The sequence below is a fragment of the Pseudomonas fildesensis genome (assembly GCF_001050345.1).
Taxonomy (GTDB): domain Bacteria; phylum Pseudomonadota; class Gammaproteobacteria; order Pseudomonadales; family Pseudomonadaceae; genus Aquipseudomonas; species Aquipseudomonas fildesensis.
Genome location: NZ_LFMW01000039.1, coordinates 62,531 through 85,221, shown reverse-complemented (window position 1 = coordinate 85,221; position 22,691 = coordinate 62,531). Strand labels below are relative to the sequence as shown.

Annotated in this window: 20 protein-coding genes; 11 read left to right on the top strand and 9 right to left on the bottom strand. The window is 61.8% G+C overall.

Annotation, left to right across the window (positions count from 1 at the left end):
* Positions 1–87 precede the first annotated feature (87 nt).
* Both ACR52_RS27660 and ACR52_RS27655 read right to left on the bottom strand, forming a co-directional pair.
* Entirely contained in the window at positions 88–1,671 is a 1,584-nt protein-coding gene (locus ACR52_RS27660) for a rhodanese-related sulfurtransferase (protein ID WP_048731413.1), read from the bottom strand.
* Entirely contained in the window at positions 1,668–2,279 is a 612-nt protein-coding gene (locus ACR52_RS27655; RefSeq protein ID WP_048731411.1) for a cysteine dioxygenase family protein, read from the bottom strand. The genes ACR52_RS27660 and ACR52_RS27655 overlap by 4 nt, the downstream gene beginning before the upstream one ends.
* 217 nt (positions 2,280–2,496) lie before the next feature.
* Between ACR52_RS27655 and ACR52_RS27650 the strand changes: the two genes are divergently transcribed.
* A complete protein-coding gene (locus tag ACR52_RS27650; RefSeq protein WP_048731409.1) occupies positions 2,497–3,402 on the top strand; it encodes a LysR family transcriptional regulator in 906 nt (301 codons plus the stop codon).
* Positions 3,403–3,656: 254 nt separating this feature from the next.
* Complete coding sequence (locus ACR52_RS27645) at positions 3,657–4,451, top strand: class II aldolase/adducin family protein (protein WP_048731407.1); 795 nt, start codon at positions 3,657–3,659, stop codon at positions 4,449–4,451.
* 96 nt (positions 4,452–4,547) lie between these two features.
* Here the strand turns inward: ACR52_RS27645 and ACR52_RS27640 are convergent, their stop codons facing one another.
* Together ACR52_RS27640 and ACR52_RS27635 are read right to left on the bottom strand one after the other, a co-directional pair.
* A complete protein-coding gene (locus tag ACR52_RS27640) occupies positions 4,548–5,630 on the bottom strand; it encodes an LLM class flavin-dependent oxidoreductase (protein ID WP_048731405.1) in 1,083 nt (360 codons plus the stop codon).
* Positions 5,631–5,780: 150 nt separating this feature from the next.
* On the bottom strand, positions 5,781–7,208 hold the full coding sequence (locus ACR52_RS27635; RefSeq protein ID WP_048731402.1) for an aminotransferase-like domain-containing protein: 1,428 nt from the start codon (positions 7,206–7,208) through the stop codon (positions 5,781–5,783).
* A 123-nt stretch (positions 7,209–7,331) separates the two neighbouring features.
* Between ACR52_RS27635 and ACR52_RS27630 the strand changes: the two genes are divergently transcribed.
* The 4 genes from ACR52_RS27630 (at position 7,332) to ACR52_RS27615 (ending at position 12,740) form a co-directional block, all read left to right on the top strand.
* The gene (locus ACR52_RS27630; RefSeq protein WP_048731400.1) at positions 7,332–7,964 is read left to right on the top strand and encodes a LysE family translocator; all 633 of its coding nucleotides are present in this window, start codon (positions 7,332–7,334) and stop codon (positions 7,962–7,964) included.
* Positions 7,965–8,068: 104 nt separating this feature from the next.
* Entirely contained in the window at positions 8,069–9,127 is a 1,059-nt protein-coding gene (locus tag ACR52_RS27625) for a diguanylate cyclase (protein WP_048731399.1), read from the top strand.
* A gap of 47 nt (positions 9,128–9,174) precedes the next feature.
* The gene (locus ACR52_RS27620; RefSeq protein ID WP_048731398.1) at positions 9,175–10,404 is read left to right on the top strand and encodes a M20/M25/M40 family metallo-hydrolase; all 1,230 of its coding nucleotides are present in this window, start codon (positions 9,175–9,177) and stop codon (positions 10,402–10,404) included.
* 395 nt (positions 10,405–10,799) lie between these two features.
* The gene (locus tag ACR52_RS27615) at positions 10,800–12,740 is read left to right on the top strand and encodes a TonB-dependent receptor domain-containing protein (protein WP_048731396.1); all 1,941 of its coding nucleotides are present in this window, start codon (positions 10,800–10,802) and stop codon (positions 12,738–12,740) included.
* Here ACR52_RS27615 and ACR52_RS27610 read toward each other — a convergent pair.
* Positions 12,737–14,056, bottom strand: coding sequence for an ATP-binding protein (locus ACR52_RS27610; RefSeq protein ID WP_048731801.1), 1,320 nt, complete (start codon positions 14,054–14,056; stop codon positions 12,737–12,739). The two genes, ACR52_RS27615 and ACR52_RS27610, sit on opposite strands and share 4 nt — an antisense overlap.
* Positions 14,057–14,076: 20 nt before the next feature.
* Positions 14,077–14,820 carry a response regulator transcription factor gene (locus ACR52_RS27605; protein ID WP_048731394.1) on the bottom strand — a complete coding sequence of 248 codons (744 nt, stop codon included), beginning with the start codon at positions 14,818–14,820 and terminating at the stop codon, positions 14,077–14,079.
* Between the two features lie 180 nt (positions 14,821–15,000).
* Here ACR52_RS27605 and ACR52_RS27600 point away from each other — a divergent pair, with 180 nt between their 5' ends.
* Positions 15,001–15,867: a pirin family protein gene (locus ACR52_RS27600; protein WP_048731392.1), complete on the top strand. Its 867-nt coding sequence runs from the start codon at positions 15,001–15,003 to the stop codon at positions 15,865–15,867.
* 467 nt (positions 15,868–16,334) lie between these two features.
* Here the strand turns inward: ACR52_RS27600 and ACR52_RS27595 are convergent, their stop codons facing one another.
* Positions 16,335–16,739: a MerR family transcriptional regulator gene (locus tag ACR52_RS27595; protein ID WP_048731391.1), complete on the bottom strand. Its 405-nt coding sequence runs from the start codon at positions 16,737–16,739 to the stop codon at positions 16,335–16,337.
* Positions 16,740–16,810: 71 nt separating this feature from the next.
* On the opposite strand from ACR52_RS27595, the gene ACR52_RS27590 reads away from it, so the two are divergent.
* Together ACR52_RS27590 and poxB are read left to right on the top strand one after the other, a co-directional pair.
* Positions 16,811–18,043 carry an NADH:flavin oxidoreductase/NADH oxidase family protein gene (locus tag ACR52_RS27590; RefSeq protein WP_048731389.1) on the top strand — a complete coding sequence of 411 codons (1,233 nt, stop codon included), beginning with the start codon at positions 16,811–16,813 and terminating at the stop codon, positions 18,041–18,043.
* Between the two features lie 77 nt (positions 18,044–18,120).
* Entirely contained in the window at positions 18,121–19,845 is a 1,725-nt protein-coding gene (gene poxB / locus ACR52_RS27585; RefSeq protein ID WP_048731388.1) for a ubiquinone-dependent pyruvate dehydrogenase, read from the top strand.
* A 231-nt stretch (positions 19,846–20,076) separates the two neighbouring features.
* On the opposite strand, the gene ACR52_RS27580 is transcribed toward poxB, so the two are convergent.
* Positions 20,077–20,634, bottom strand: a complete 558-nt coding sequence (locus ACR52_RS27580) for an NADPH-dependent FMN reductase (RefSeq protein WP_048731387.1) — start codon at positions 20,632–20,634, stop codon at positions 20,077–20,079.
* Positions 20,635–20,861: 227 nt separating this feature from the next.
* Between ACR52_RS27580 and ACR52_RS27575 the strand changes: the two genes are divergently transcribed.
* Positions 20,862–21,098, top strand: a complete 237-nt coding sequence (locus ACR52_RS27575; RefSeq protein WP_048731385.1) for a hypothetical protein — start codon at positions 20,862–20,864, stop codon at positions 21,096–21,098.
* A gap of 60 nt (positions 21,099–21,158) precedes the next feature.
* Here ACR52_RS27575 and ACR52_RS27570 read toward each other — a convergent pair whose 3' ends face one another.
* Positions 21,159–21,503: a hypothetical protein gene (locus tag ACR52_RS27570; protein WP_048731799.1), complete on the bottom strand. Its 345-nt coding sequence runs from the start codon at positions 21,501–21,503 to the stop codon at positions 21,159–21,161.
* Between the two features lie 182 nt (positions 21,504–21,685).
* Here ACR52_RS27570 and ACR52_RS27565 point away from each other — a divergent pair, with 182 nt between their 5' ends.
* Positions 21,686–22,594, top strand: a complete 909-nt coding sequence (locus ACR52_RS27565; protein WP_048731383.1) for a LysR substrate-binding domain-containing protein — start codon at positions 21,686–21,688, stop codon at positions 22,592–22,594.
* Positions 22,595–22,691 lie beyond the last annotated feature (97 nt).

Below are 22,691 nucleotides of genomic sequence, written 5' to 3'. Positions count from 1 at the left end.
TGACGATATTCAGTGTCTGGATTTGGGACTGCTTTGCAGCCCAACGGGAGCAAGCTCCCTCGCCACAGGGGGAAAGCATTGGCTTGATCAGATCACGTAAAAACCGTGGGTGCCGTCGCGGGCCAGTTGTTCGACCAGGCCGAATTCCCAGTCCAGGTACGCTTGCATGGCTTCCCTGGGGCTGTCGGTGCCTTCGTATGGCCGGCGGTAGCGGTCGATGCGCGGTGAGGCCAGGTGGGTTTCGCCTTCTTCCAATGGCAGTTTTTCGGCGATCCAGTGGGCGGTGCCGCCTTGTAGAAGGAACACTTGCTTGCCGGTGATCGCTTCGACTTCCGCCACAGCCAGGCGCGCCAGTTGGCTGCTGCCGCAGGTCAGCACATAGCGCTGGGCACTGGGCACCTTGGCCAGGGCTTGCGGCAGTTGCGCACGCAAGGCCCACCAGGCGCCGGGAATATGGCGTTTCACGTAATTGGCGCTGGCGGTGAAGTCCAGCACCACAGTGTCGCCATGGCCCAGCCAGTCGGCGAGGGTGTGCGGGCTGATCAGTTCGGCCTGCTGCGGCGCCGGTACGGGGTCGACCCATGCACCTTTTTCTGTGAAAAGTGCAGATTGCAGGTCATCCAGCACGTGCACTTCCCAGCCCAATTGCGCGAGCCAGGACGCGGACATATTGGCGCGCACGCCATCGTCATCCGCCAGCACCAATCGCGCACCGCGCACGCTGGCGACATGGTCGGTTTCCTGCACCAGTTGGCCGCCCGGCGTGGAGCGCGCGCCCGGCAAGTGACCGGCGTCGAATTCTTCCGGGGTGCGCACATCGAACAAATACGTGGTACGGGTTGGTTCCTGCTGCCAGCGTTGCAGGTCGGCCAGGGTGGCGCGGCCGACGCGGGCCTGGTCGGCAACGCGGCGCGCATCCTGGGCGGCGATCTGGCGGTGTTCTTCGGACGTCGGCGCAAAGCGGCGAGACTGGCCGTGGGCGAGTTTCTGCCCGGCCAAGGTCCAGCCGATCGTACCGTTGCGCAGGGCCGACACCGGGTTGGCCACGCCGGCATTGATCAACGATTGGGTGCCGATAATGCTGCGGGTGCGCCCGGCGCAGTTGACGATAATGCGGGTAGCCGGGTCTGGCGCCAGTTCGCGGGCGCGCAACACCAGCTCGGCACCGGGCACGCTGATGCCGGTGGGGATGCTCATGGTCTGGTATTCGTCGAAGCGGCGGGCGTCGAGCACCACCACATCGGCCTGGCTGTCGAGCAGCGCCTGCACTTCTTCAGCCGCCAGGGAAGGCGTATGACGCTCGCTCTCGACCAGCTCGCCAAACGCCTTGCTCGGTACGTTGACGTCGATAAACAGCTCGCCACCGGCCCGGCGCCAACCGTCCAGGCCGCCTTCCAGCAGGCTGACTTCGGTGTAGCCCAGTGCGACCAGGCGTTCGGCGGCGCGGCTGGCCAGCCCTTCGCCGTTGTCGTACACGGTGACCTGGGTATCGCGGCGCGGAATCCTTGAGTACACCTCCAGTTCCAGCTTGGACAGCGGGATATTCGCGGCGAACAGCGGGTGGGATTCGGCAAACGGCGCTTCCTCGCGCACGTCCACCAGGGCGACTTCCTGATGGTCCAACAGTGCCTGGCGAATCTGGGCAAAGCTGCGGGTCGATACGGTGGTCATAGGGCAGGGCTCTTTTCTTTGGACAAATCCCAGATGTTCGGGAGGAAGGCGTTGGAATAACCGGAGATAAACAGTTTCTCGCTGCCGTCGGGTTGATACACCGCGCGGCGCACGGCACCGATGTTGGCGCCGTACACATGAATGCTGATCGACACCTGGTCGCTGTGGGCATTGCTGACCTGATGGATGTCACCGACCTTGGGCGACACGGCTTCGACGTGACCGGGCACTAACTGCACGGGTTTGCCTTCGGCAACCAGGCTGCCATCGGGCGCGCGTTCAAACCCCTGGGAAAACTCCGAGCCACGCAGCATGCCGATCAGCCCCCACACCCGATGATCATGAATCGGCGTGCGTTGCCCCGGCCCCCACACAAAGCTGACGATGCTGAAACGCTGGCGCGAATCGGCATGCAGCAGAAATTGCTGATAGCGTTCGGGGTCGGGTTGGGCGTATTCGTCGGGGAGCCAGTCATCATGGCTGACCAGTTGCGCCAGCAGCTTGCCGCCCCGGTGTAGCAGGTCGCCTTCGCGTGGATTGCCGTCGATCAATTCCGCCAGGGCGCCTATGAAGGCTCTGAGTCTTTCGGGGTGTCGGGCCTGGGTCATGACAATTCCATCAGAGGGTCGGTGGTGATGGGTTTATCTAAGCATAATGTTTATAGTTAATATGCTATTTTTTAATGATTAGCTTATAGCTGAAGGTAATTTAGAACCGGTCTGCATAGCGTTAGACGTTATCGATCACAGCGTGGGCTATCCAGATACAGCGACTGCAACTATGCTTCGCACACATCTTAATGACTGTTCTCTATGTGCGGCCCAAATGAAAATTGACGATATCGATGCCTTTGTCGAAGTGATTCGTTGCCAGTCCATCAGCCATGCCGCCGAGTCGTTGCAACTGACCCAGCCGGCCATCACCCGCCGCGTGCAGAACTTCGAGCAGGCGCTGGGGGTTGAGCTGTTCGACCGCAACACCAAGCCTCTCAAGCCTACGCTGATCGGTACACGCGTCTACGAGCAGTGCCGCTTGATCCTGCGCGAGATGGATGCCCTGCGCGAACTCGTCGCCACCGATGCGCCGCCCACCGGCCTGTTGCGCCTCGGCGTGCCGCAAACCATCGGTGATGTGGTGCTGCTCGATGCCCTCAAGCACCTGCGCACCGAATACCCCGACCTGCGCGCCCAGGTCGCCACCGGCTGGGGCAGCCAGCTGGTGGGCAAGATCGAACGCGGCGAGCTGGACGCGGCGGCGGCATTGTTCCCGGCGGGCAAGATCTTCCCGGACAACATCGTCGGCGAGTCCATCGGCAAGATGGAGTTGGTGGTGGTGTGCGCCAAGGCGCAGTTGCCCAAGAAACCGTGCAAGCTGGCCGATGTGTACCAGAACGGCTGGGTTCTCAACCCGGATGGCTGCGGTTTCCGTGCCGGGTTGCAGCGCACCTTGTCCGACCAGGGCCTGGCCTTGCGGGTGAACCTGGAAACCTTCGGCACTGAGCTGCAACTGGGGCTTGTTGCTGACGGTCTGGGTTTGGGCCTGGTACCACGGCCGCTGCTGGAACGCAGTGCCCACCGCGAGCAACTGGCGGTGATGCCGCTCAAGGATTTCAAGCCGGTGATGGATTTGTGGCTGATCTACCCGCACTTCCTCGGCAACCTGCAAGGGCCGGTGGATACCTTCGGCAAACTGGTAGCGGCCTCCCTGCACAAGATCCGCAACGCCGCCTGACGATCGTCCCGACGCTACGCGACGATCGTTCCTACGCTCCGCGTGGGAATGCCGCCTGGGACGCTCCGCGTCCCGCCATCTTGCGCACGGGTGACGTGCAGCGTCACGGGATGCATTCCCACGCAGAGCGTGGGAACGATCGGTGGTTATGAAAAAAAATAATAATTAGCTTAGATTAAAATGTGATTTTTATTATTTTTTCCCATCCCCTAGGCTTGCCTGGAAGTCCTTAAGGCCATCCAGGAAGTTTTGCCATGAGCAGCGTCACCTCGATATCCAGCGTTTCCAGCACGGTCCGCCAGCGCGTCACCCCGGAAGAATGGGAAGTGCGCGTCAAACTCGCCGCGGCCTATCGACTGGCCGCCTTGTACAAGTGGACTGACCACATCTACACCCACTTCTCCGCCCGTGTGCCGGGCCCCGAGGAGCATTTTCTGATCAACGCCTTCGGGCTGTTGTTCGATGAAATCAGCGCCTCCAACCTGGTCAAGGTCGACATAGACGGCACCCTCATCGACGACCCCACCGGCCTTGGCATCAACTACGCCGGCTACGTGATCCACAGCGCTATCCACGCCGCCCGCCACGACCTGCAGGCCGTGTTGCATACCCATACCCGTGACGGCATTGCCGTGTCGGCGCAAAAGGACGGCTTGTTGCCGATCTCCCAGCATTCCCTCGGCTTTTCCGGGCGCGTGGCGTACCACGGTTACGAGGGCGTGGCCCTGGACCTGGACGAGCGTGAGCGACTGGTGGCAGACCTGGGTGACAAGAGCGTGATGATCCTGCGTAACCATGGGTTGTTGACCGCAGGCGTCAGCGTTGAACACGCGTTTGTGCAACTGCAGCAGTTGGAGCGCGCGTGCAATATCCAGATCGCGGCGCAGGCGGGTGGTAATGCTGAGTTGATCTTCCCTCCGGCGGAAGTGGTGGCCAAGGTTGAGCAGCAGGCCGAGGTGTTCAAGGCGGGGGATGGGCCAGGGGTGGCGCGGCATTGGAATGCGTTGGTTCGGCAGTTGGAGCGTACCGATACTGACTACAAAAACTGAGGTGAAGCAGGCTCTTCAAAGCAATGAAAATCTTAATGTGGGAGGGGCGGTGCGACGATTCGACTTGCCCCTCCCACATTTATTCTTGTGGTGTGCTCAAGCGACTTGTTGGGCCTGTTCGCGCTCGGCAACCAGCTGCCGGGTGAGGGGAATCAGGCGCTTGCCGTAGTCAATCGCATCATTGAGCGGATCAAACCCACGGATCAAAAACGTGGTAATCCCCAAATCGTAATAATCCAGCAACGCCTCAGCCACTTGCTCAGCCGTGCCCACCAACGAGGTGGAGTTACCTTGCGCTCCCAGCAACCCGGCAATCCCGGTCCACAAGCGCTTGTCCAACCGCGACCCCTGCGCCGCCGCCGCCAGCAACCGGCGTGAGCCTTCATTCGGCGGTTCACTTCGCACAAAGCCATTCTTCTCTGCCAGCGCGGTGGCCTGCTGCAAGATGTTCTCGGCCCGCACCCATGCCAGTTCCTCGGTCTCGGCGAGGATCGGCCGCAACGACAAACTGAAGCGAATGGTCCGCCCATGCCTGGCCGCTTCCGCGCGCACCTGGGTCACTATCTCGCGCACCTGCTCGTAGGTTTCACCCCACAGCGCGTACACATCCGCATGCTTGCCCGCCACCGCAATCGCGGCCGCTGAAGAGCCGCCGAAGTACAGCGGAATATGCGGCTGTTGCGGCGACTTCACGGTGGAGTGCGCGCCTTCCACCTGGTAGTACGTACCCGCGAAGTCGAACGGCTGTTCGCTGGTCCATTCCTGGCGCACCACGCTCAGGTATTCGTCGGTGCGCGCGTAGCGTTCGTCCTTGCCGATATGGCTGCCGTCGGCACGCAGTTCGCGGTCGTCGCCACCGGTGATGATGTGCACGGCCGTGCGCCCGCCGTTGAACACATCGAGGGTGTTGAACTGCCGAGCGGCCAAGGTTGGCTGGGCAAAACCGGGGCGGTGCGCGATCAGGAATTGCAGCTTCTTGGTCACGCTGGCGGCATGGGAGGCGATCAGCGTGCTGTCCGGGCTGTTGGAATGAAAGGCCACGAGGGCGCGGTCGAAACCGGCTTCTTCGTGGGCGCGTGCCACGGTTTCCACGTAGTCCGGTTGCAGGGTAGGGCCGCTGCGCGGGTGTATTTCGGAGGCGTGGTGGCCGGCGATGTAGCCGATGAATTCAATGCTCATGCGCTGTCCTTGTAGAGTTTGATAAACAGGCCTGCTCGGGGAGAGGCACTGGTTGGACTCGAAACTAGGGGTAGCGACGCGGCCTGTAAAATGCCGATTTGTTCTAACCTAATTATTAAATTAAATAATTATAGGTTTGCATGACTATTATTAGTACGCATTTTTGGTTGGCGATACTTTTGCTACTTCCAGCAGCGCGTCGAATACCTGTTGCACCCGTGGCTCATCACTGTGGGCCACGTTAAAACGCATCGAGTCGCGATGGGCCGGGTCGTAGCCGAACAGCGCACCCGGCGCCAGCACCATGCCTTGCTTCAACGCTTCCTGCGCCAGTTGCTCGCCGTCGACTCCGGCCGGCAGGCGCGCCCAGATAAACATCCCGCCTTCATACGGCATCGACAGTTCGCAACCGCAGCGCTTGAGCCATTGTTCGACCCGCCCGCCGGCCTCGATCAAGCGCTGGACCATGCGCTTGCGGTGCCTGGCGTAGCTGCCTTCGCTGAGCATGCGGTAGACGATCTGCTCGAACAGTTCCGAGGTCACGCCGCCGCTCATCAACTTCATATTGGTCAGGTTGGCCGCCAGTTGTGGTGCCGCCACCACGTAACTGACGCGGGTGTTGGCGCTGAGGGTCTTGGAGAATCCCGACAGGTAGGTGACGTGGTCCAGGCCGGCGAGGGCGGCCAGTCGCGGCGGCGGGTTGGGGTGCAGGTCGCCGTAAAGGTCGTCCTCGATGATATGGCAGTGGTACTGCTGGGTCAGTTGCAGCAGGCGAAAAGCCTGGCCGGGGCTGAACGAATGGCCGGTGGGGTTCTGCAGCACGCTGGTGGTCAGGTACAGACTGGGGCGATGATCGGCCAGCAGCTGTTCCAGGGCCGTGAAGTCAAAGCCTTCGGGGCGACGTTCAAGCGTGACGACCTTGACCCCGTGCAGCGCCAGATTGGCGTGGAAGTTGAAGTAGCACGGCGCGTCGAGCAGCACCGTGTCCCCGGGGCGCGCGAGCAGGCGCATCAGCATGTCCAGGCCTTGCACGGTGTTGGGGGTGGTGATGATTTGTTCCACCGGCACCGACAACCCTTCGGTGTGCAGCTTCTGTTGCAGGGCCTGGCGCAACGGCAGTAAACCGGCCGGGGTGCCCAGCCCCGCGATACGCAACGACGGTGCGCGGACTGCGCTGCGCATGGCCTGGCGGATGGCCTCGCTGTTGAGCCACTCTTCGGGTAAATGCCCGCTGCCGGGGCGCAGGTCGCCATTGACTGTGACCAGGGGCCGGCGCAACACGCTGAGCAAATCCTGGGGCAGCAGATCGACCCAGGTCGACGAGACGGCGCGCGCAGTGTCCATCGCCACGAAGTAGCCACGGCCCTGGCTTGAGGTCAGCAAGTTGCGCCCGCGCAGGCGGTCCAATGCTTCGTTGAGGGTGAATTTGCTGACGCCCAGGGTTTCACTCAGCTCGCGTACCGACGGCAACTTGCTGCCGGGCGCCCATTCACCGGTCTCGATGGCCTGGCTGAACGCCTCGACGATCTGTTGCACCTTGGGGCTGCCTTCAGTAAAGGCGATGGCGGATACAAACATAAACAGTCCTTGTCTTTGCCGGTAGTTTTACCGGTGAAGTTTGGCCGGATTAAGCCTCACTTTACCTGCCTTGTGCAACGCTGCTTGCCTAAACTGTAGGCCTTCTAACCCAGGGTCCTAGCCATGACCAGCGCATTGACGCTCTCTTCGTTTCTCTACTTCCTGCTGTTTTGCGCCACCATGACCTTCAGTCCCGGCCCCATGACCCTGCTGCTGTTGAGCCTGGGCCTCAGGGACGGCTTGCGCCGTTCGATCCCGGCGCAGATCGGCGCCAGCGTGGCGTACCTGATTTCGATCCTGATCTTTGCCGTGGGCTTCTCGGAACTGATCAAGGGCAACCTTGCGATCACCCAAGCCATCCAGTATGTCGGCGTGGCGTACATCCTCTACCTGGCTTATAAGCAGTGGACGAGCAGCGGCATGTCAATTGACCGCGCCGGCGCCGTCGAGGGCGCGCGCAGCCTGTTCGGCAAAGGGCTGTTGACCGGATTTTCCAACCCCAAGACCCTCATCCTGTTCAGCGCCGTATTCCCACAGTTTGCCGGGGCAGGGGAGCACAGCTCCGCGACGGACATCGCCATCCTCGGCCTGACCTTTCTGCTGCTGCAATTTGCCAGTGGCTGCCTGTATTGCTATTTCGGCCAGCGTATCAAGCACGTGTTGGAAAACCCTCGGCGGCGCGTGATGTTGCAGCGGGTCACGGCGGTGTTGCTGTTGGGGGTGGCGTTGATGCTGGCGCGAGGGTTTTCCCACTAATCGTTTTGAATAGGTGATTTACGGCGGTAATGAGCTTATGAGTGGTAGTGGCGTATTGCCTTCGCCCTGATAGACTCCAGGCATTCATCCAGGATCACCACACCATGCCAGCTGCCGGAGGAAACGGACTTCCGCTCGCTAAACGGTTGTACAAATCCCGCACGCTGGGGCTGACGCTCGGCTTTGTGTGCGTGGCGTTCGGCATGTCCCCCTTGAGCCCACCCCTTTGGGTGTGGGCGTTTATGGTAATTAACGCCTTCGTCTGGCCGCACCTGGCGTATCAGTGGTCGCGCCGCACCACCAGTTCCCTGCGCTGCGAGCGCCGCAACCTGCTGTTCGATTCCTTTTGCGGCGGGTTCTGGGTCGGTGCCATGTATTTCAACCCGTTGCCCGGCGTCACCACTCTGTCGATGATGACCATGAATAATGTGGCCATCGGCGGTCCGCGCTTCATGCTGGCGGGTTGGGTGGCCCAGGCGTTGGGCATTGGCACGTCACTGCTGGTGTTCACCCCGGCGTTTATCGCGGTGACCAGCCAGACCCAGTTGTATGCCTGCCTGCCGATCCTGATGCTGTACCCGCTGGCGCTGGGCTGGATCTGCTACCGCCAGGCCGTGACCCTGGCGCGGCATAAACGCGAGCTGCTGGCGCTGAGCCGCACCGACAGCCTGTCCGGCCTGCTCAACCACGGCGCGTGGAAGGACCACCTGGAAATCGAGTTCCAACGCTGCCGCCGTGATCAGCAGGGCGCGGCCATTGCGCTGATCGACATCGACCATTTCAAGGTCATCAACGACACCTACGGCCACGTTACCGGCGACATCGTCCTGCGCCAGCTCAGCAAAGTGCTGCGCCAGAACCTGCGCGCAACCGACCTGGCCGGGCGTTATGGCGGTGATGAATTCTGCGTGATCCTGCCGGACATGCCGCTTAACCGCGCCACCGAAGTGATGGACGCGCTGCGTGATCGTTTCAACGCACTGGCCTATGCGCAGGACCCGACCTTGCGCGCCAGCCTGAGCATCGGCCTGGCGCCGTATCAGCCTGGGCATGCCGACTCCACCAGTTGGCTCAACGATGCCGACCAGGCGTTGTACGCAGCCAAGAGCAGCGGGCGCAACCGGGTCAGCTCGGTTCAAGGCACTTGGTTGAGGTCGGTTTAGTGGGGTAGGGTGTGCCTTCACCTGCGCACAAAAACAAGGATCGGTTCATGCTCTTCACCTTCCCCCGTACGCTTTTGGCCGCGACGCTGGCCTTGTCGTTTGCACTCCCGGCCTACAGCGCCGAACCCCACAAACAAATCCAGACCGACTCAGAACAGTACAAGGCCGACGCCTTGAAACTGCTGGAGCGCCTGGTGAACATCGACTCCGGTTCGGGCTACGGGCCGGGCCTGACCCAGGTGAGCGACATCGCCGTCGATGAACTGAAACAGCTGGGTTTCAGCATCGAGCGGGTGCCGGATGCCGCGGCCAATAGCAGCCACATCATCGCCACCCTCAAGGGCACCGGCAAAGCCAGGATCCTGCTGATGGCCCACATGGACACCGTGTTCAAGGAAGGCTCGGCCGCCGAACGCCCGTTCCACATCAAGGACGGCCGCGCCTATGGCCCCGGTGTGATGGATGACAAGGGCGGCATCGTCGCCGGCATCTACGCGCTAAAAGTCCTGAAAAACCAGGGCTTCAAGGACTATGCGCAAATCACCTTCCTGCTCGACGCCAGCGAAGAAACCGGCTCCGAGGCCGCCTCCGAACTGATCCGCAAAACCGCCAAGGGCCACGACGTAACGTTGAACCTCGAACCCGGCCGCCCAGCCGACGGTTTGGTGGTGTGGCGCAAAGGCAGCGCCACCGCCGTGGTCGAAGTCAAAGGCAAAGCCGCCCACGCCGGTGTCGCCCCGGAACTGGGCCGCAACGCCGCCATGGAGGCCGCTCACCAGATCCTGCAACTGGGCAAGCTGGGTGATGAAGAGAAGAAAACCACCATCAACTTCACCGTGATCAAGGCTGGCGACCGTACCAACGTGATCCCCGACCAGGCCATCGCCAAAGCGGATGTACGCGCGGCGTTGCCGGAAGAGTTTGATCGCATCGAGAAAGACTTGGCGCGGGTGTCGGCCAACAAACTGATTGCGGAGACGGAAGTGAAGACCACTTTGCAGCGTGGCTTGCCGCCGATGCCGCAGACGCCGGAGTCCGACAAGTTGGTGGCGATTGCCCAGGGGATTTATGGCGAGTTAGGCAAGACGTTGACGATTGAAGGCAGCGGCGGGGCGGCGGATGCAAGTTTGTCGGCCGGGGTTGGGACGCCGACGCTGGATGGGTTTGGGATTGTGGGGGGCAATATTCATACGTCGGAGGAATATGCGGAAGTGGAGAGTGTGGCGCCGCGGATTTACTTGCTTAGCCGGATGATTATGGAGCTTTCGAAGCGCTGATCGGGTCGCAGGGCTCACTGGTACTCTATGGGTGAGCCTGCTCCTGAAGCGAGCGGGCTGGTTGCTGGATAAACTGGCTTGTTGTGGCGAGCAGGCTTGCCCTGCGTTGGGCTGCGCAGCAGCCCCAAACCCGGCGAGGCATATCTTCCTGAATAAATTCGTTGCCTGACTGGGCCGCTTCGCAGCCCAACGCGAGCAAATTCGCTCGCCACAGTTACAGCGCCCGCCCTTAACTGATCGGCATTAGCCGCCAGGGCGTTCAAAATCACGGGCCGCACGCCATGGGCGGTGGCCGGCTCACCGCGGGTTCGGCCTGAGTTGTCACACTTTGTCCAAGTTTTTCAGGGCTGGATGATTACGATTCTCTTTTGAGTCTAATCCTAAGGTCTACGCCCATGCTGCCTGCTTTTCGTTTCTCGCCCCTGGCCCTGCTGGTTGCGGCCAGTCTTCACGCTCATGCGGATGAGCCCGTGGCACTGGAACTCAACGATGTTGTGGTAACGGCCGCAGGCTATGCACAAAGTGTGGAAGACGCGCCGGCTTCGGTGACGGTGATTGACGGCGAATCGTTGCGCCGCAAATCCTACCGCGACCTCGGTGACGCGGTGCGGGATGTCGAGGGCGTGACGGTCAACGGCGGGGCGAATGAAACCGATATTTCCATCCGTGGCATGCCGGCCGATTACACCCTGATCATGGTCGACGGCAAACGCCAGAGCGCGCGGGAATCGCGGGTCAACGGCAACAGTGGCTACGAGCAGAGCTTTGTGCCGCCGGCCGCCGCCATCGAGCGGATCGAAGTGGTGCGCGGGCCGATGTCGTCGTTGTACGGCTCAGACGCCATCGGCGGTGTGATCAACGTGATCACGCGCAAGGTCTCGCCGACCTGGGGTGGCTCGATTGGCTACGATTATTCGGCGCGCCAGCACAGCGACCAGGGCAACGCGCGGCAAACCCAGTTCTACCTCAGCGGCCCGCTCAAGGAAGATTTCCTCGGCCTGCAGGTGTGGGGGCGCTACCTGGATCGTCAGGCCGACGATGACATCGAACAGACCAATGGTTTCAGCCAAGCCGACCATCGCGACCTCACCGCGCGCCTGGCCTTCACGCCTACGATTGACCACGACATCCTGCTCGAAGCCGGCGCTACCCGCCTGAAAAATGGCGACGGCATGAGCGCCAACTGGGCCACCCGAGAGCAGGAAAACAACCGTGATCACTGGTCGCTGTCCCATCAGGGCCGTTGGGGCTGGGCCACTTCCGACATCGCGTTGTCCCAGGAAACCTCCAGCCGCGAAGGCAAGGCGACCCCGGCGCAAACCGACATCTACGGGCGCAAACCGCAGGTCAAGAACACCGTGTTCGACGCCAAGCTGGTGGTGCCCACCGCGCACAACGTCAGCACCGTGGGCCTGCAATGGAATGAAAGCGAGTTGACCGACTGGAACCAGGGCCTCGGTGACCGCGTCGACTACACATTTTCGGTGGTACAAAAAGCGCTGTTCGCAGAGAACGAATGGTCGGTCACCGACAGCTTCGCGCTCACCACCGGCCTGCGCCTGGATGAACACGAAGAGTACGGCGCGCACGTCAGCCCGCGTGTCTACGGGGTGTGGCGCGCCACCGATCAATGGACGTTCAAAGGCGGTATCGCCCGAGGCTTCAAGGCGCCCGAACTGCGCGCGGTGGTGGCCGACTACGCTTACCTGCGGCGCAACCGTTTCGTGATGTTCGGCAACCCCGACCTCAAGCCCGAAACCAGCACCAACTATGAACTGTCGGCGCTGTGGAGCAACCGCGACAACCTGTCGGGCGGCGTGACGCTGTTCTATAACGACTTTCAGGACAAGCTCTCCACCGTCACCACCGACCGGCGCTGGAACGGCTACACCATCATGGAGCGGGTCAACGTCGACAAGGCGATCATCCAGGGCGTGGAGCTCAACGGCCAATGGGACATCAACCCCAGCGTGCTGCTCAAGGCCAACTACACCTACACCGATTCCGAGCAAAAAAGTGGCGCCAACGCCGGCGCGCCCCTGGCCCTCACGCCCAAGCAAAAGGCCAATGTGCGCACTGAGTGGAGCATCAACGACCGCGCCCAGGCCTGGGCTTCGTTGAGCTACTACGGTGAAGAAACCGGCAACACCATCACCACTGACGAACCGGCGCCGGGCTATACCACCGCAGACCTGGGCGGCTCCTACGACCTGACCGAGTCGCTGACGCTCAATGCCTCCCTCAACAACCTCACCGACAAGCGCCTGGACGACGAAACCTACGGCACAGTGAATTACGGCCGCACGCTGTGGATGGGCGCCACGCTCAACTTCTAAAGCGCTGCAGGCAGTCGCACCACCGCGCAGAGGCCGGCCGGAGGGCGATTTTCCAGCACCAGCTCGCCGCCGTGGGCCTGGATGCACGACCGTGCAATCGCCAGGCCCAGCCCCAGCCCGCCGTCGCTGACACCGCGTTGTACAAAGGGCTCGAACACTTTCGTGAGCCACTCTTCGGGCAAGCCCTGGCCGTGGTCGAGAATCTCGATGCACAGCAGGCCGTCATCCTGGCGCGTCAGGCGGATGCTGGCGTCGCCGGCATGGTGCAGGGCGTTGTCGATCAGGTTGGTGAGGGCACGCTTGAGCGCCAGCGGGCGACACGTCAGCATCAGCGGCGATGCGGCGTGCCAGGTGACGGGCTGCTGCAGGCGCTGGTAACGCTTGGCCAGATCCTCCAGCAGGGCCGTGAGCGACAGCGTGGCGGTGCTTTCCTGCACCGCATCATCGCGCACGAAATTCAGGGTTTCGCGCACCATGGCGCTCAACTCCTCGAGGCTTTCAAGCATGTCATCGCGGGCCGCGCCGGGCTCCAGCAATTCGACCTGCAGGCGCAGCTCGGTGATCGGTGTGTTTAAGTCGTGGCTGACCGCCGCAAGCATCCGCGTGCGGCCTTCCACATGCCGCGCCAGGCTGGCCTGCATGGTGTTGAAGGCCATGGTCAACTCGCGCGCTTCCCTCGGGCCTTGTTCCGGCAGCGGCGCAATCCATTCGCCGCGGCTGACCCGTTCGGTGGCCTGGGCCAGGGTTTTCACCGGGCGCACCACCCGCGCGATGAAAAACATCACGATCAGCAGCACCGGCAGCGTCGTCACCGGCAGGCTGTAGGCCAGGACGCGGCCCCATTCATAGGCGCCGGCGGGGTGTTGCAGGGCGTTCAAGTACTCGCCGCTCGGCAGCGCGACACTGCTGCGCAGTCGCAACGGCGCCCAGCCGGCGGGGCTGAACACATGGGTGCGCGCGTCGGCACCACTGATGCGCTCCAACTGCATGCCGATGGCGACGTCGTTGTTCAATTGCAGTTGTGTGCGCAACTCGCTGGCCAGCCGATGTTCCTCCTGGCGCAGTTCAAACGGCGCGACGTCCGGCGTCGAGGCAATCCAGAAGCGCGCGCCGTCGGTGCTCATGGCGCTTAACAGATGCGCGGTTTCAGTGGCGGTCAACTCGACGGCGGCGTGATGCGCGGTGCTCAAGCGCTCCAGGCTGAAACTGCGCGACAACGGGTGGATCAGGTTGCCGGTGCGTTGCAGGAACAACATCGCAATGGCGTTCGAGGCAAGCAGTGCGAGTAACAACAACAGTCCCAACTGGTGCGCCATCGCGCTGGGCCACAGTCGGCTCAGGGCGTGCATTCGCTGACCTCGGCCGCCAGCAGGTAACCGCCGCCCCAGATGGTGCGCAGCAGGTCCGGTGCGGCATCGCCCTGGGCCAGTTTGCGCCGCAGACGGCTGACCTGGCGGTCGATGGCACGGTCACTCACGTCGCTGTCGGCGGCGGCGGTCAAGTCGATCAGCCGCTCGCGGTGTAGCAGGGTGTTGGGGTGGTTGAGGAAGACTTGCAGCAGTCGGCTTTCTGCGGTGCTCAGCTGAATCGCGGGGGCGCCGTCGCGGCACAGCGTTGCGTTGCTGACGCTGAAATGCCAGCCGGCAAAGTGATAGGCGCGTGCGCCGTTGCTGAGTGTTGAAGGTCCGGTGTTACGGCCCTGGCGGCGCAGCACGCTGTTGATGCGCGCCACCAGTTCGCGGGGCTCGAACGGCTTGGTAACGTAATCGTCAGCGCCCAGGTCCAGGCCGCGAATGCGATCGGCAGCGGTGTCCCGGGCCGTCAGCAAAATCACCGGGTTATTGCTGCGCCGGTGCAATTGGTTGCACAACTCGAAGCCATCGCCGTCGGGCAGCAGCACGTCGAGCACCACCACATCGAAGGCCTGGGTCTTGAGCAATTGCCACATGCCGGCCGCGTCTTCGGCGGTGCGCACCTCAAAGGTGTGTCGACGCAGGTACATGGCCAGGGGTTCGCGGATCTTGCGGTGGTCATCCACCACCAACACGCGCGGTGCGACAGGCACAGGGGCAAACGGCATTGCAGCCCTCGGAGGGTTGAGCGGGAGAGGGCGAATATTACTACGAGTCATTATCATTAACGCGGATTTTGTCGCGCTACAGTGTCGCAGTGTCCTGTCAGTAGAACGATCAAGGCTGGTTTTGCGGTCTAGCGCAAAATTGGTAACGGTTTTAAGGTGTATGCACTTTGGAGGACTACCATGAAAAAACTCATCGGCATCTACACCAGCCCCCGCGCTCATTGGGTCGGCGACGGTTTTCCGGTGCGCACGCTGTTTTCCTACGACGCCATGGGCAAACACATCAGCCCATTCCTGTTGCTGGACCACGCTGGCCCCGCCGATTTTACCCCTACCGAACAACGTCGCGGCGTCGGCCAACACCCGCACCGCGGCTTTGAAACTGTGACCATCGTGTATGACGGCGAAGTCGAACACCGCGACTCCACCGGTGCCGGCGGCAAGATCGGCCCCGGCGACGTGCAATGGATGACCGCCGCCAAAGGCATCCTCCACGAGGAATTCCATTCCGAAGCCTTCGCCCGCAGCGGCGGGGTGATGGAGATGGTGCAACTGTGGGTCAACCTGCCGGCCAAGGACAAAATGGCCGACGCCGGTTACCAGACCCTCGTCGACGGCGACATCCCGGTGCTGCCACTGGCCAACGACGCCGGCAAACTGCGCCTGATTGCCGGTGAATTCGCCGGCACCCAAGGCCCGGCACGGACCTTTACACCGATTGACGTGTGGGACCTGCGCCTCAACGCCGGTAAGGCGCTGACCCTGGACCTGCACGCCGGACGCAACACGGCGCTGGTGATCCTGCGTGGCACGGTGCTGGTCAACGGCGAGGAAATCGCGCGCCAGGGGCAATTGGCACTGTTCGAGCGCGACGGCGAGCAACTGACGCTGGAGGCTAATGACGACGCCATCGTGTTGCTGCTCAGCGGCGAGCCTATTGACGAGCCTATCGTCGGCCACGGCCCGTTTGTGATGAATACCGAGCAAGAGATTCACCAAGCATTTGCGGATTTTCACTCGGGCAAGTTTGGGCAGATGCACGCCTGACGGTCTGCCACAAACCTCTGTAGGCGCTGGCAGGCCAGCGCCTAATGCCGATCAGTTAAGGGTAAACACCGTAACTGTGGCGAGGGAGCCCCCCCGTCTTCGACGCCGCGCTGTCGCGCAGCAAACTGGGACCTCTGTGGCGAGCGGGCTTGTCCCGCGTTGGGGTGCGAAGCGCCCCTGATGAAGACGATGCGGTGTATCGGGCACTCCTCTGCGCCTGGTTTTGGGGCTGCTGCGCAGCCCAACGCGGGACAAGCCCGCTCGCCACAAGAATGCGGTCGCCTGAAATTGTTTATGTAAGACTCAAAACTTTAGGGTGAAATTTTAACCCTTTAAAATCAGTAAGTTATTTTAAGTTTGATAAGAGCTTGTCGGATCGCCGCACCGTCCCGTTGGGGCGCGAAGCGGCCCCAAAAATAGGACTGCTACGCAGTCCAGCGGGAGCAAGCTCCCTCGCCACAGTTTTTTTATGGATTGATTTTGATCGACGCCAGCACCTGCTTTTGTCCCATAGAGCACGGCACGTCTTCCGGGTGTGCCCGCACCGCTTCGATCACGCCCAATAACTGCGCCTTGCTGTGCGCCAACTGCGCCTGCATCACTTCGATCTGAGCGATTTTTCGCTCCAGCGCCTCGATCAGTTCCTCGCGCTTGTGCTCGCCTGGAGCCGGCATCAGCGCCTTGAGCTCCTGCAAGGTAAACCCGGCCTGTTGCGCGCTCTGGATCAATTGCAGCGTCTGCAACGCCTCGGGTGCGTAGCGCCGATAGCCGTTTGCCTGGCGCCCCACCTGACTGATCAGCCCCTCGGACTCATAGAACCGAATACGCGACGCCGCCAATCCACTCTGTTTCGCCAGCTCGCCAATATTCATCGTCACGCCCTGCTTGACATTAAAGTTAACTTTAAGCTTAGCCTGAGGCCTCCCCCGCTCAGGAGTCAACCATGTCGCCCTTTGAACCCTTGCAACTGCCCAACGGCCAGGTCCTCGCCAATCGTATCGCCAAGGCGGCGATGGAAGAGAATATGGCGGATGCCCGGCAAGCGCCTTCACGCGAACTGAAGCAGTTGTACAAGACCTGGGCCGAGGGTGAACCCGGCTTGTTGTTGACCGGCAACGTGATGATCGACCGCCACGCCATGACCGGCCCCGGCGGCGTTGCCCTCGAAGACGAGCAGCACCTAGAGAGCTTCCGCGAATGGGCCGAGGTCGCAGGAGCAAAGGGTGTGCACTTCTGGATGCAGCTCAGCCATCCGGGCCGCCAGACCATGGCCAACCTCGGTCAGCAAGCGCTTGCGCCCTCCGCCATTGCGCTGGACCTTGGCAGCTTCTCGAAGATGTTCGCCACACCCAGGGCCATGACCGAAGACGATATCCAAGACGTGATCCAGCGCTTCGCCACCAGCGCGCGTCTGGCCGAAAAGGCCGGCTTTACCGGCGTGCAAATCCATGGAGCACATGGCTACTTGCTCAGCCAGTTTCTGTCGCCCTTGAGCAACCATCGCACCGACCGCTGGGGTGGCGCGCTGGAAAACAGTGCGCGCCTGCTGCTGGAGGTGGTCCATGCGGTTCGCGCCAGCGTCAGCCCGTCCTTTTGCGTGGCGGTAAAGCTCAACTCGGCGGACTTCCAGCGCGGAGGGTTTGCCGAGGCCGATGCGCGTGCGGTGGTGGAAATGCTCAACCCTTTGCCCATCGACCTGCTGGAATTGTCCGGCGGCAGCTACGAAGCGCCCGCCATGCAAGGCGAAGCACGCGACGGGCGCACCCTGGCCCGTGAAGCGTATTTTCTAGAGATGGCCCGCGAACTGGCGACCATCGCCACCATGCCGGTGATGGTCACGGGTGGTATCCGTCGCCTGCCGATCGTGCAGCGGGTACTCGACAGCGGCATCGCCATGGCCGGCATCGCCACCGCGCTGACCCTGGAGCCGCAATTGATCAAACACTGGCGCGCAGGTCGGGACCTCAACCCGCAACTCCAAACCATCGACTGGCAGCGCAAGCCCCTGGCCGCCCTCGCCATCCTGTCCGTGGTGCGTTACCAGATGCGCCGCCTGAGCCGTGGTCGCCTGCCCAACCCCAAGGTCGCGCCCTGGCTGGCATTGGTCCGTGATCAATGGTTTATCGCCTGGCGCACCCGGCAATATCGCGCAACCATGACGCAATCTTCACATTAAGGGCGGAGCATTCGCCGTGATCGAACTGTCCCCTATTGATCAGCAATTTTTAACCTCACTGACGATTGGAGTTCTTCATGGCGAAAATCAACCTGGCCCAGCAGTTGGCGACCACGCTTGAACAGGCGGGCATCAAGCGCATCTGGGGCCTGACCGGCGACAGCCTCAACGGCCTCACCGACGCCCTGCGCACCATGGACAGCATCGAGTGGATGCACGTGCGCCACGAAGAAGTCGCCGCGTTTGCCGCCGGTGCCGAAGCCGCCGCCACCGGCGAGCTGACGGTGTGCGCCGGCAGCTGCGGGCCGGGCAACCTGCATTTGATCAACGGCCTGTTCGACTGCCATCGCAACCATGTGCCAGTGCTGGCCATCGCCGCCCAAATCCCCTCCTCCGAGATCGGCCTGAACTACTTCCAGGAAACCCATCCCCAGGAGCTGTTCAAGGAATGCAGTCACTTTATCGAGCTGGTGACCAACCCCGAACAGATGCCCCAGGTACTGCACCGCGCCATGCGCTCGGCGATCCTCAATCGCGGCGTGGCGGTGGTAGTGATTCCGGGGGATGTGTCGCTGCTCGAAGTGGAAGACAAGCTCAAGCCGTGGCCAGCCCTGCACGCGCCGCGCACCTTGCCGGCGGAACAGGACCTGCAACGCCTCACCGAGATTCTCGACGGCAGCCAGAAAGTCACCCTGTTGTGCGGCAGCGGTTGCGCCGGTGCGCATGACCAAGTGGTAGCGCTGGCCGATGCACTCGGCGCCCCCGTGGTACACGCCCTGCGCGGCAAGGAGCATGTGGAATGGGACAACCCGTTCGACGTGGGCATGACCGGCCTGATCGGCTTCAGCTCCGGTTACCACGCCATGCTCGACTGCGACACGCTGATCATGCTCGGTACCGACTTCCCGTACCGCCAGTTCTACCCGACCGACGCGAAGATCATCCAGGTCGACCGCAACCCGCAGGCGCTCGGCCGTCGTGCCACACTGGACCTGGGCATCGCTGCTGATGTCAGCGAGACCATCGACGCGCTGCTGCCGCGCCTGACCCGCAAGACTGATCGCAGCTTCCTCGAAACCTCCCTGAAGCACTACGAGAAAGCACGCCAGGGGCTGGATGACCTGGCACAACCGTCAAAAGCCGACCGGCCGATCCACCCGCAATACGTCGCACGCCTGCTCAGCGAATTGGCCGACGCGGATGCGATCTTCACCGCCGATGTCGGCTCGCCCACCGTGTGGGCTGCGCGCTACCTGAAAATGAACGGCAAGCGCCGCCTGATCGGCTCGTTCAACCACGGCTCGATGGCCAACGCCATGCCCCAGGCCATCGGCGCTCAGGCAGCGTTTCCCGGCCGGCAGGTGATTTCGATGTCGGGCGACGGCGGTTTCGCCATGTTGATGGGGGATTTCATCTCGTTGGCGCAGCTGAAACTGCCGGTGAAAGTCATCGTGTTCGATAACTCGTCCCTGGGTTTTGTCGCGATGGAGATGAAGGCTGCCGGCTACCTGGATACCGGCACCGAGCTGATAAACCCGGATTTCGCCGCCATGTCCAACGCCATGGGCATCCTCGGGATTCGCGTGGAACAATCCGAAGACCTCGAACCGGCATTGCGCCGCGCGCTGGCCCATGATGGCCCGGTGCTCGTGGATGTGGTCACCGCGACCCAGGAGCTGGTGATGCCGCCAAGCATCAAGCTTGAACAGGCCAAGGGGTTCAGCCTGTACATGCTCAAGGCGGTGATGAGCGGTCGCGGGGATGAAGTGATCGAACTGGCGCGGACCAACTGGTTGCGCTGATCGTCAGAATCGCCGGGCAGCGCCGTAGCGGACCACCACTTGGGTGATCACTTCGAACATGCGCGGGTCGGCGTCCGGGACACTGAACAGGCAGGCATCCAGGGAGCAGGCCCTGGCGCTGGCAGACAGACTGACCTGACTGTAGGAGCCGGCTTGCCGGCGATGGCGGCGTGATGATCACCGCAAGGCTGAGGGCCAATCGCCGGCAAGCCGCCTACACGGGGATTAGCATCAGACTGACTGCTTTTCGACCCACTTGCCGTAGGCGTCGATAAACGCCTGCAGGAACGGCTTGGTCTTTTCCGACAGCTTGCCGGCCTCATCAAACACGCTGCCCGCGCCCCCCAGGTAGGCCTCCGGCTGCTGCATGCACGGCACATCGAGGAACACCAGGGACTGGCGCAGATGGTGATTGGCGCCAAACCCGCCAATGGCACCCGGCGACACACTGATGATCGCCCCCGGCTTGCCGCTCCAGGCACTTTGCCCATAAGGACGAGACCCCACATCGATCGCATTCTTCAACGGCGCGGGCACAGAACGGTTGTATTCCGGGGTTACGAACAGCACCGCGTCGGATGAACTCACCTGCTGACGGAAAGTACTGTAGGCTGCGGGCGGTGATGCCCCGTCGATGTCCTCGTTGTAGAGCGGCAAATCGCCAATTTCGACAATGTTCAATTTGAGATTGGCAGGGGCCAGTTCTGCCAATGCCAGGGCGACCTTGCGGTTGATCGACTCTTTTCTCAAGCTGCCAACCAGTACGGCAATCGTGTAGACCTTGCTCATTGTGGTTTCCCGACGTCTGACTAAAGGAGCGTGTAGTTATAGAGTCTTCGCGGCGGGTTCACCAGAAGGTTTTGATTATCCTCCGGACGTTTTCCCCGCAGTTACTTGCGTAAGAAGCGTCTGAAAACATCAAAGAATAGTATTTTTTTTCCATAGGTAAACTACCCCGCTCCATGACGGTCTACAGAACCGCAAATCGAGTGTTTATCTCCAGAGGTTCTAAACAGATGGCAGCAGTACTTGTCGGACAGTTCCATGCCAGAGACGCAGAAGGACGCGTGTATTCGGTGCATGAGTTCAAGGAATCCAACCCGCCCCTCGACGGCGTGGCTGGCTCGGCGCCCACCACCACCTACAAGCTGGCCATTGGCGACCGTGTAGAAAAACTGGATGGCAAAGAATTCAGACTGATCCAGTCCGGGACCATCATCACCCGCGAATCGGAAACGGTCTACGCGTCATAACACCCAGCCTGATAGACCTGCTCAGTCCTGGCCATTGATGGCATCGACTGGGCTGGGCGATCACGGACTGCGAATCTCCGTTACCTCAATCCCCTGCTCACCGTCCACCTGCTTGAGCGTCACCATCAATCTCCCCCGCTCACCTTCCACGGTGTACAACGAACGCGTGTAACCGGTTTTTTCGTAGCCGGGATATGCAACCACCTGCCTGACCAGCGTCATACCCAGCACCGTGCCCACCTGCTCGCCCACCTGTTCCTGGGAACGGATGAACGTTTCGAGCGCGAGGTTTTCCGGCGGGATTTCGTCGTGATTGCTGAAGAGATAAGCGGCGACACACCCCACGATCACCAGGATCATGAGTTGCTTGGCCGTTACCCCGAGGAATATCGAGGGCATAGGCATTTGAGACCAGACCTGTTTTTGTTGTAAGTACCGGTTGGCCGGCATTGGTCGTTAGTGATCAGACGAGCCATTCTAGTGAGGTCCTGGCCGAACGCCATACGCATACACGCCACCTGCGATCTTTTTTCCGCCCACCGGCTTCAACCATTGAAACCCCGCCCCGCTGACCCTAGACTCCGGCCATGCGTTTACGTCATCTCGAAGTGATTCAGGCCATCTTGCAGACCGGACACCTCGGCACCGCCGCCGAATGGTTGCAACTCCCCGTGGGCGATGTAGATGCCACGCTCAAGGATGCCGAGCAGCAATTGGGCTTCATGCTGTTTGCCAGTGTGCGCGGGCGCTTGCAGGCGACGCGGGAAACCCTTGAGCTGCAGGCGCAAATCGCCCATGTGTATGAGGCGCTGGAGCCTCTGCAACGCCTGGCCAGTCGCCTTAAAAACCATCACGCCCCAACGCTGCGCGCGCTTTGCACCCCGCCACTGGCCAACCAACTGTTGCCACAAAGTATCGCCGTGCTGCGCCGGCGCTTCCAGGACACACCGTGCAACCTGTCGAGCCAGCCGACACGAGAGATCGTCAGGAGCCTGTTGCTGCACGAGGCCGATGTAGGCCTGAGTCTGCATGACCCTGAACACCCGCAGATCCAGAGCAGTGTACTGGCCCAGGGCAAGCTGCAATTATTGGCGCCCCATGGCTGGTTGAAACCGAAGCAGAAGTACATCGCGCTGCAAGACCTGGCCGGACAGTCGATGATCGGGCTGGAGGGCCAAGACCCATTGAGCCGCCAGCTCGACGCAAAACTGCAAGCCCTGCGCCCGCTGCCCGTGGTGCAGACGCGAGTACAGACCTACCAGATGATGCGCAGCATGGTCGAAGCGGGAGAAGGCCTGGCGATTGTCGACCCGTTCACCGCCTTCGGTGCACGGGAGGCCGGGCTGGATGCGTGCCCGGTGTCGCCGCCGATGGTGGTCAGCCTGTATGCGCTGACCCTCAAGGATGGCGTGACGTCACCGGCATTGAATGCGTTGCTGGAGATTGTCACGCAGAAGGCGGAAAGCCTGCTGACTGGCGACTCAAAACCCCTGTAGGAGCGAACTTGCTGTGGCGAGGGCGCTTGTCGAATCGTCGCACCGTCCCGCTGACTGCGCAGCAGTCTCCGGCTTTTGGGGGGCGCTTCGCACCCCA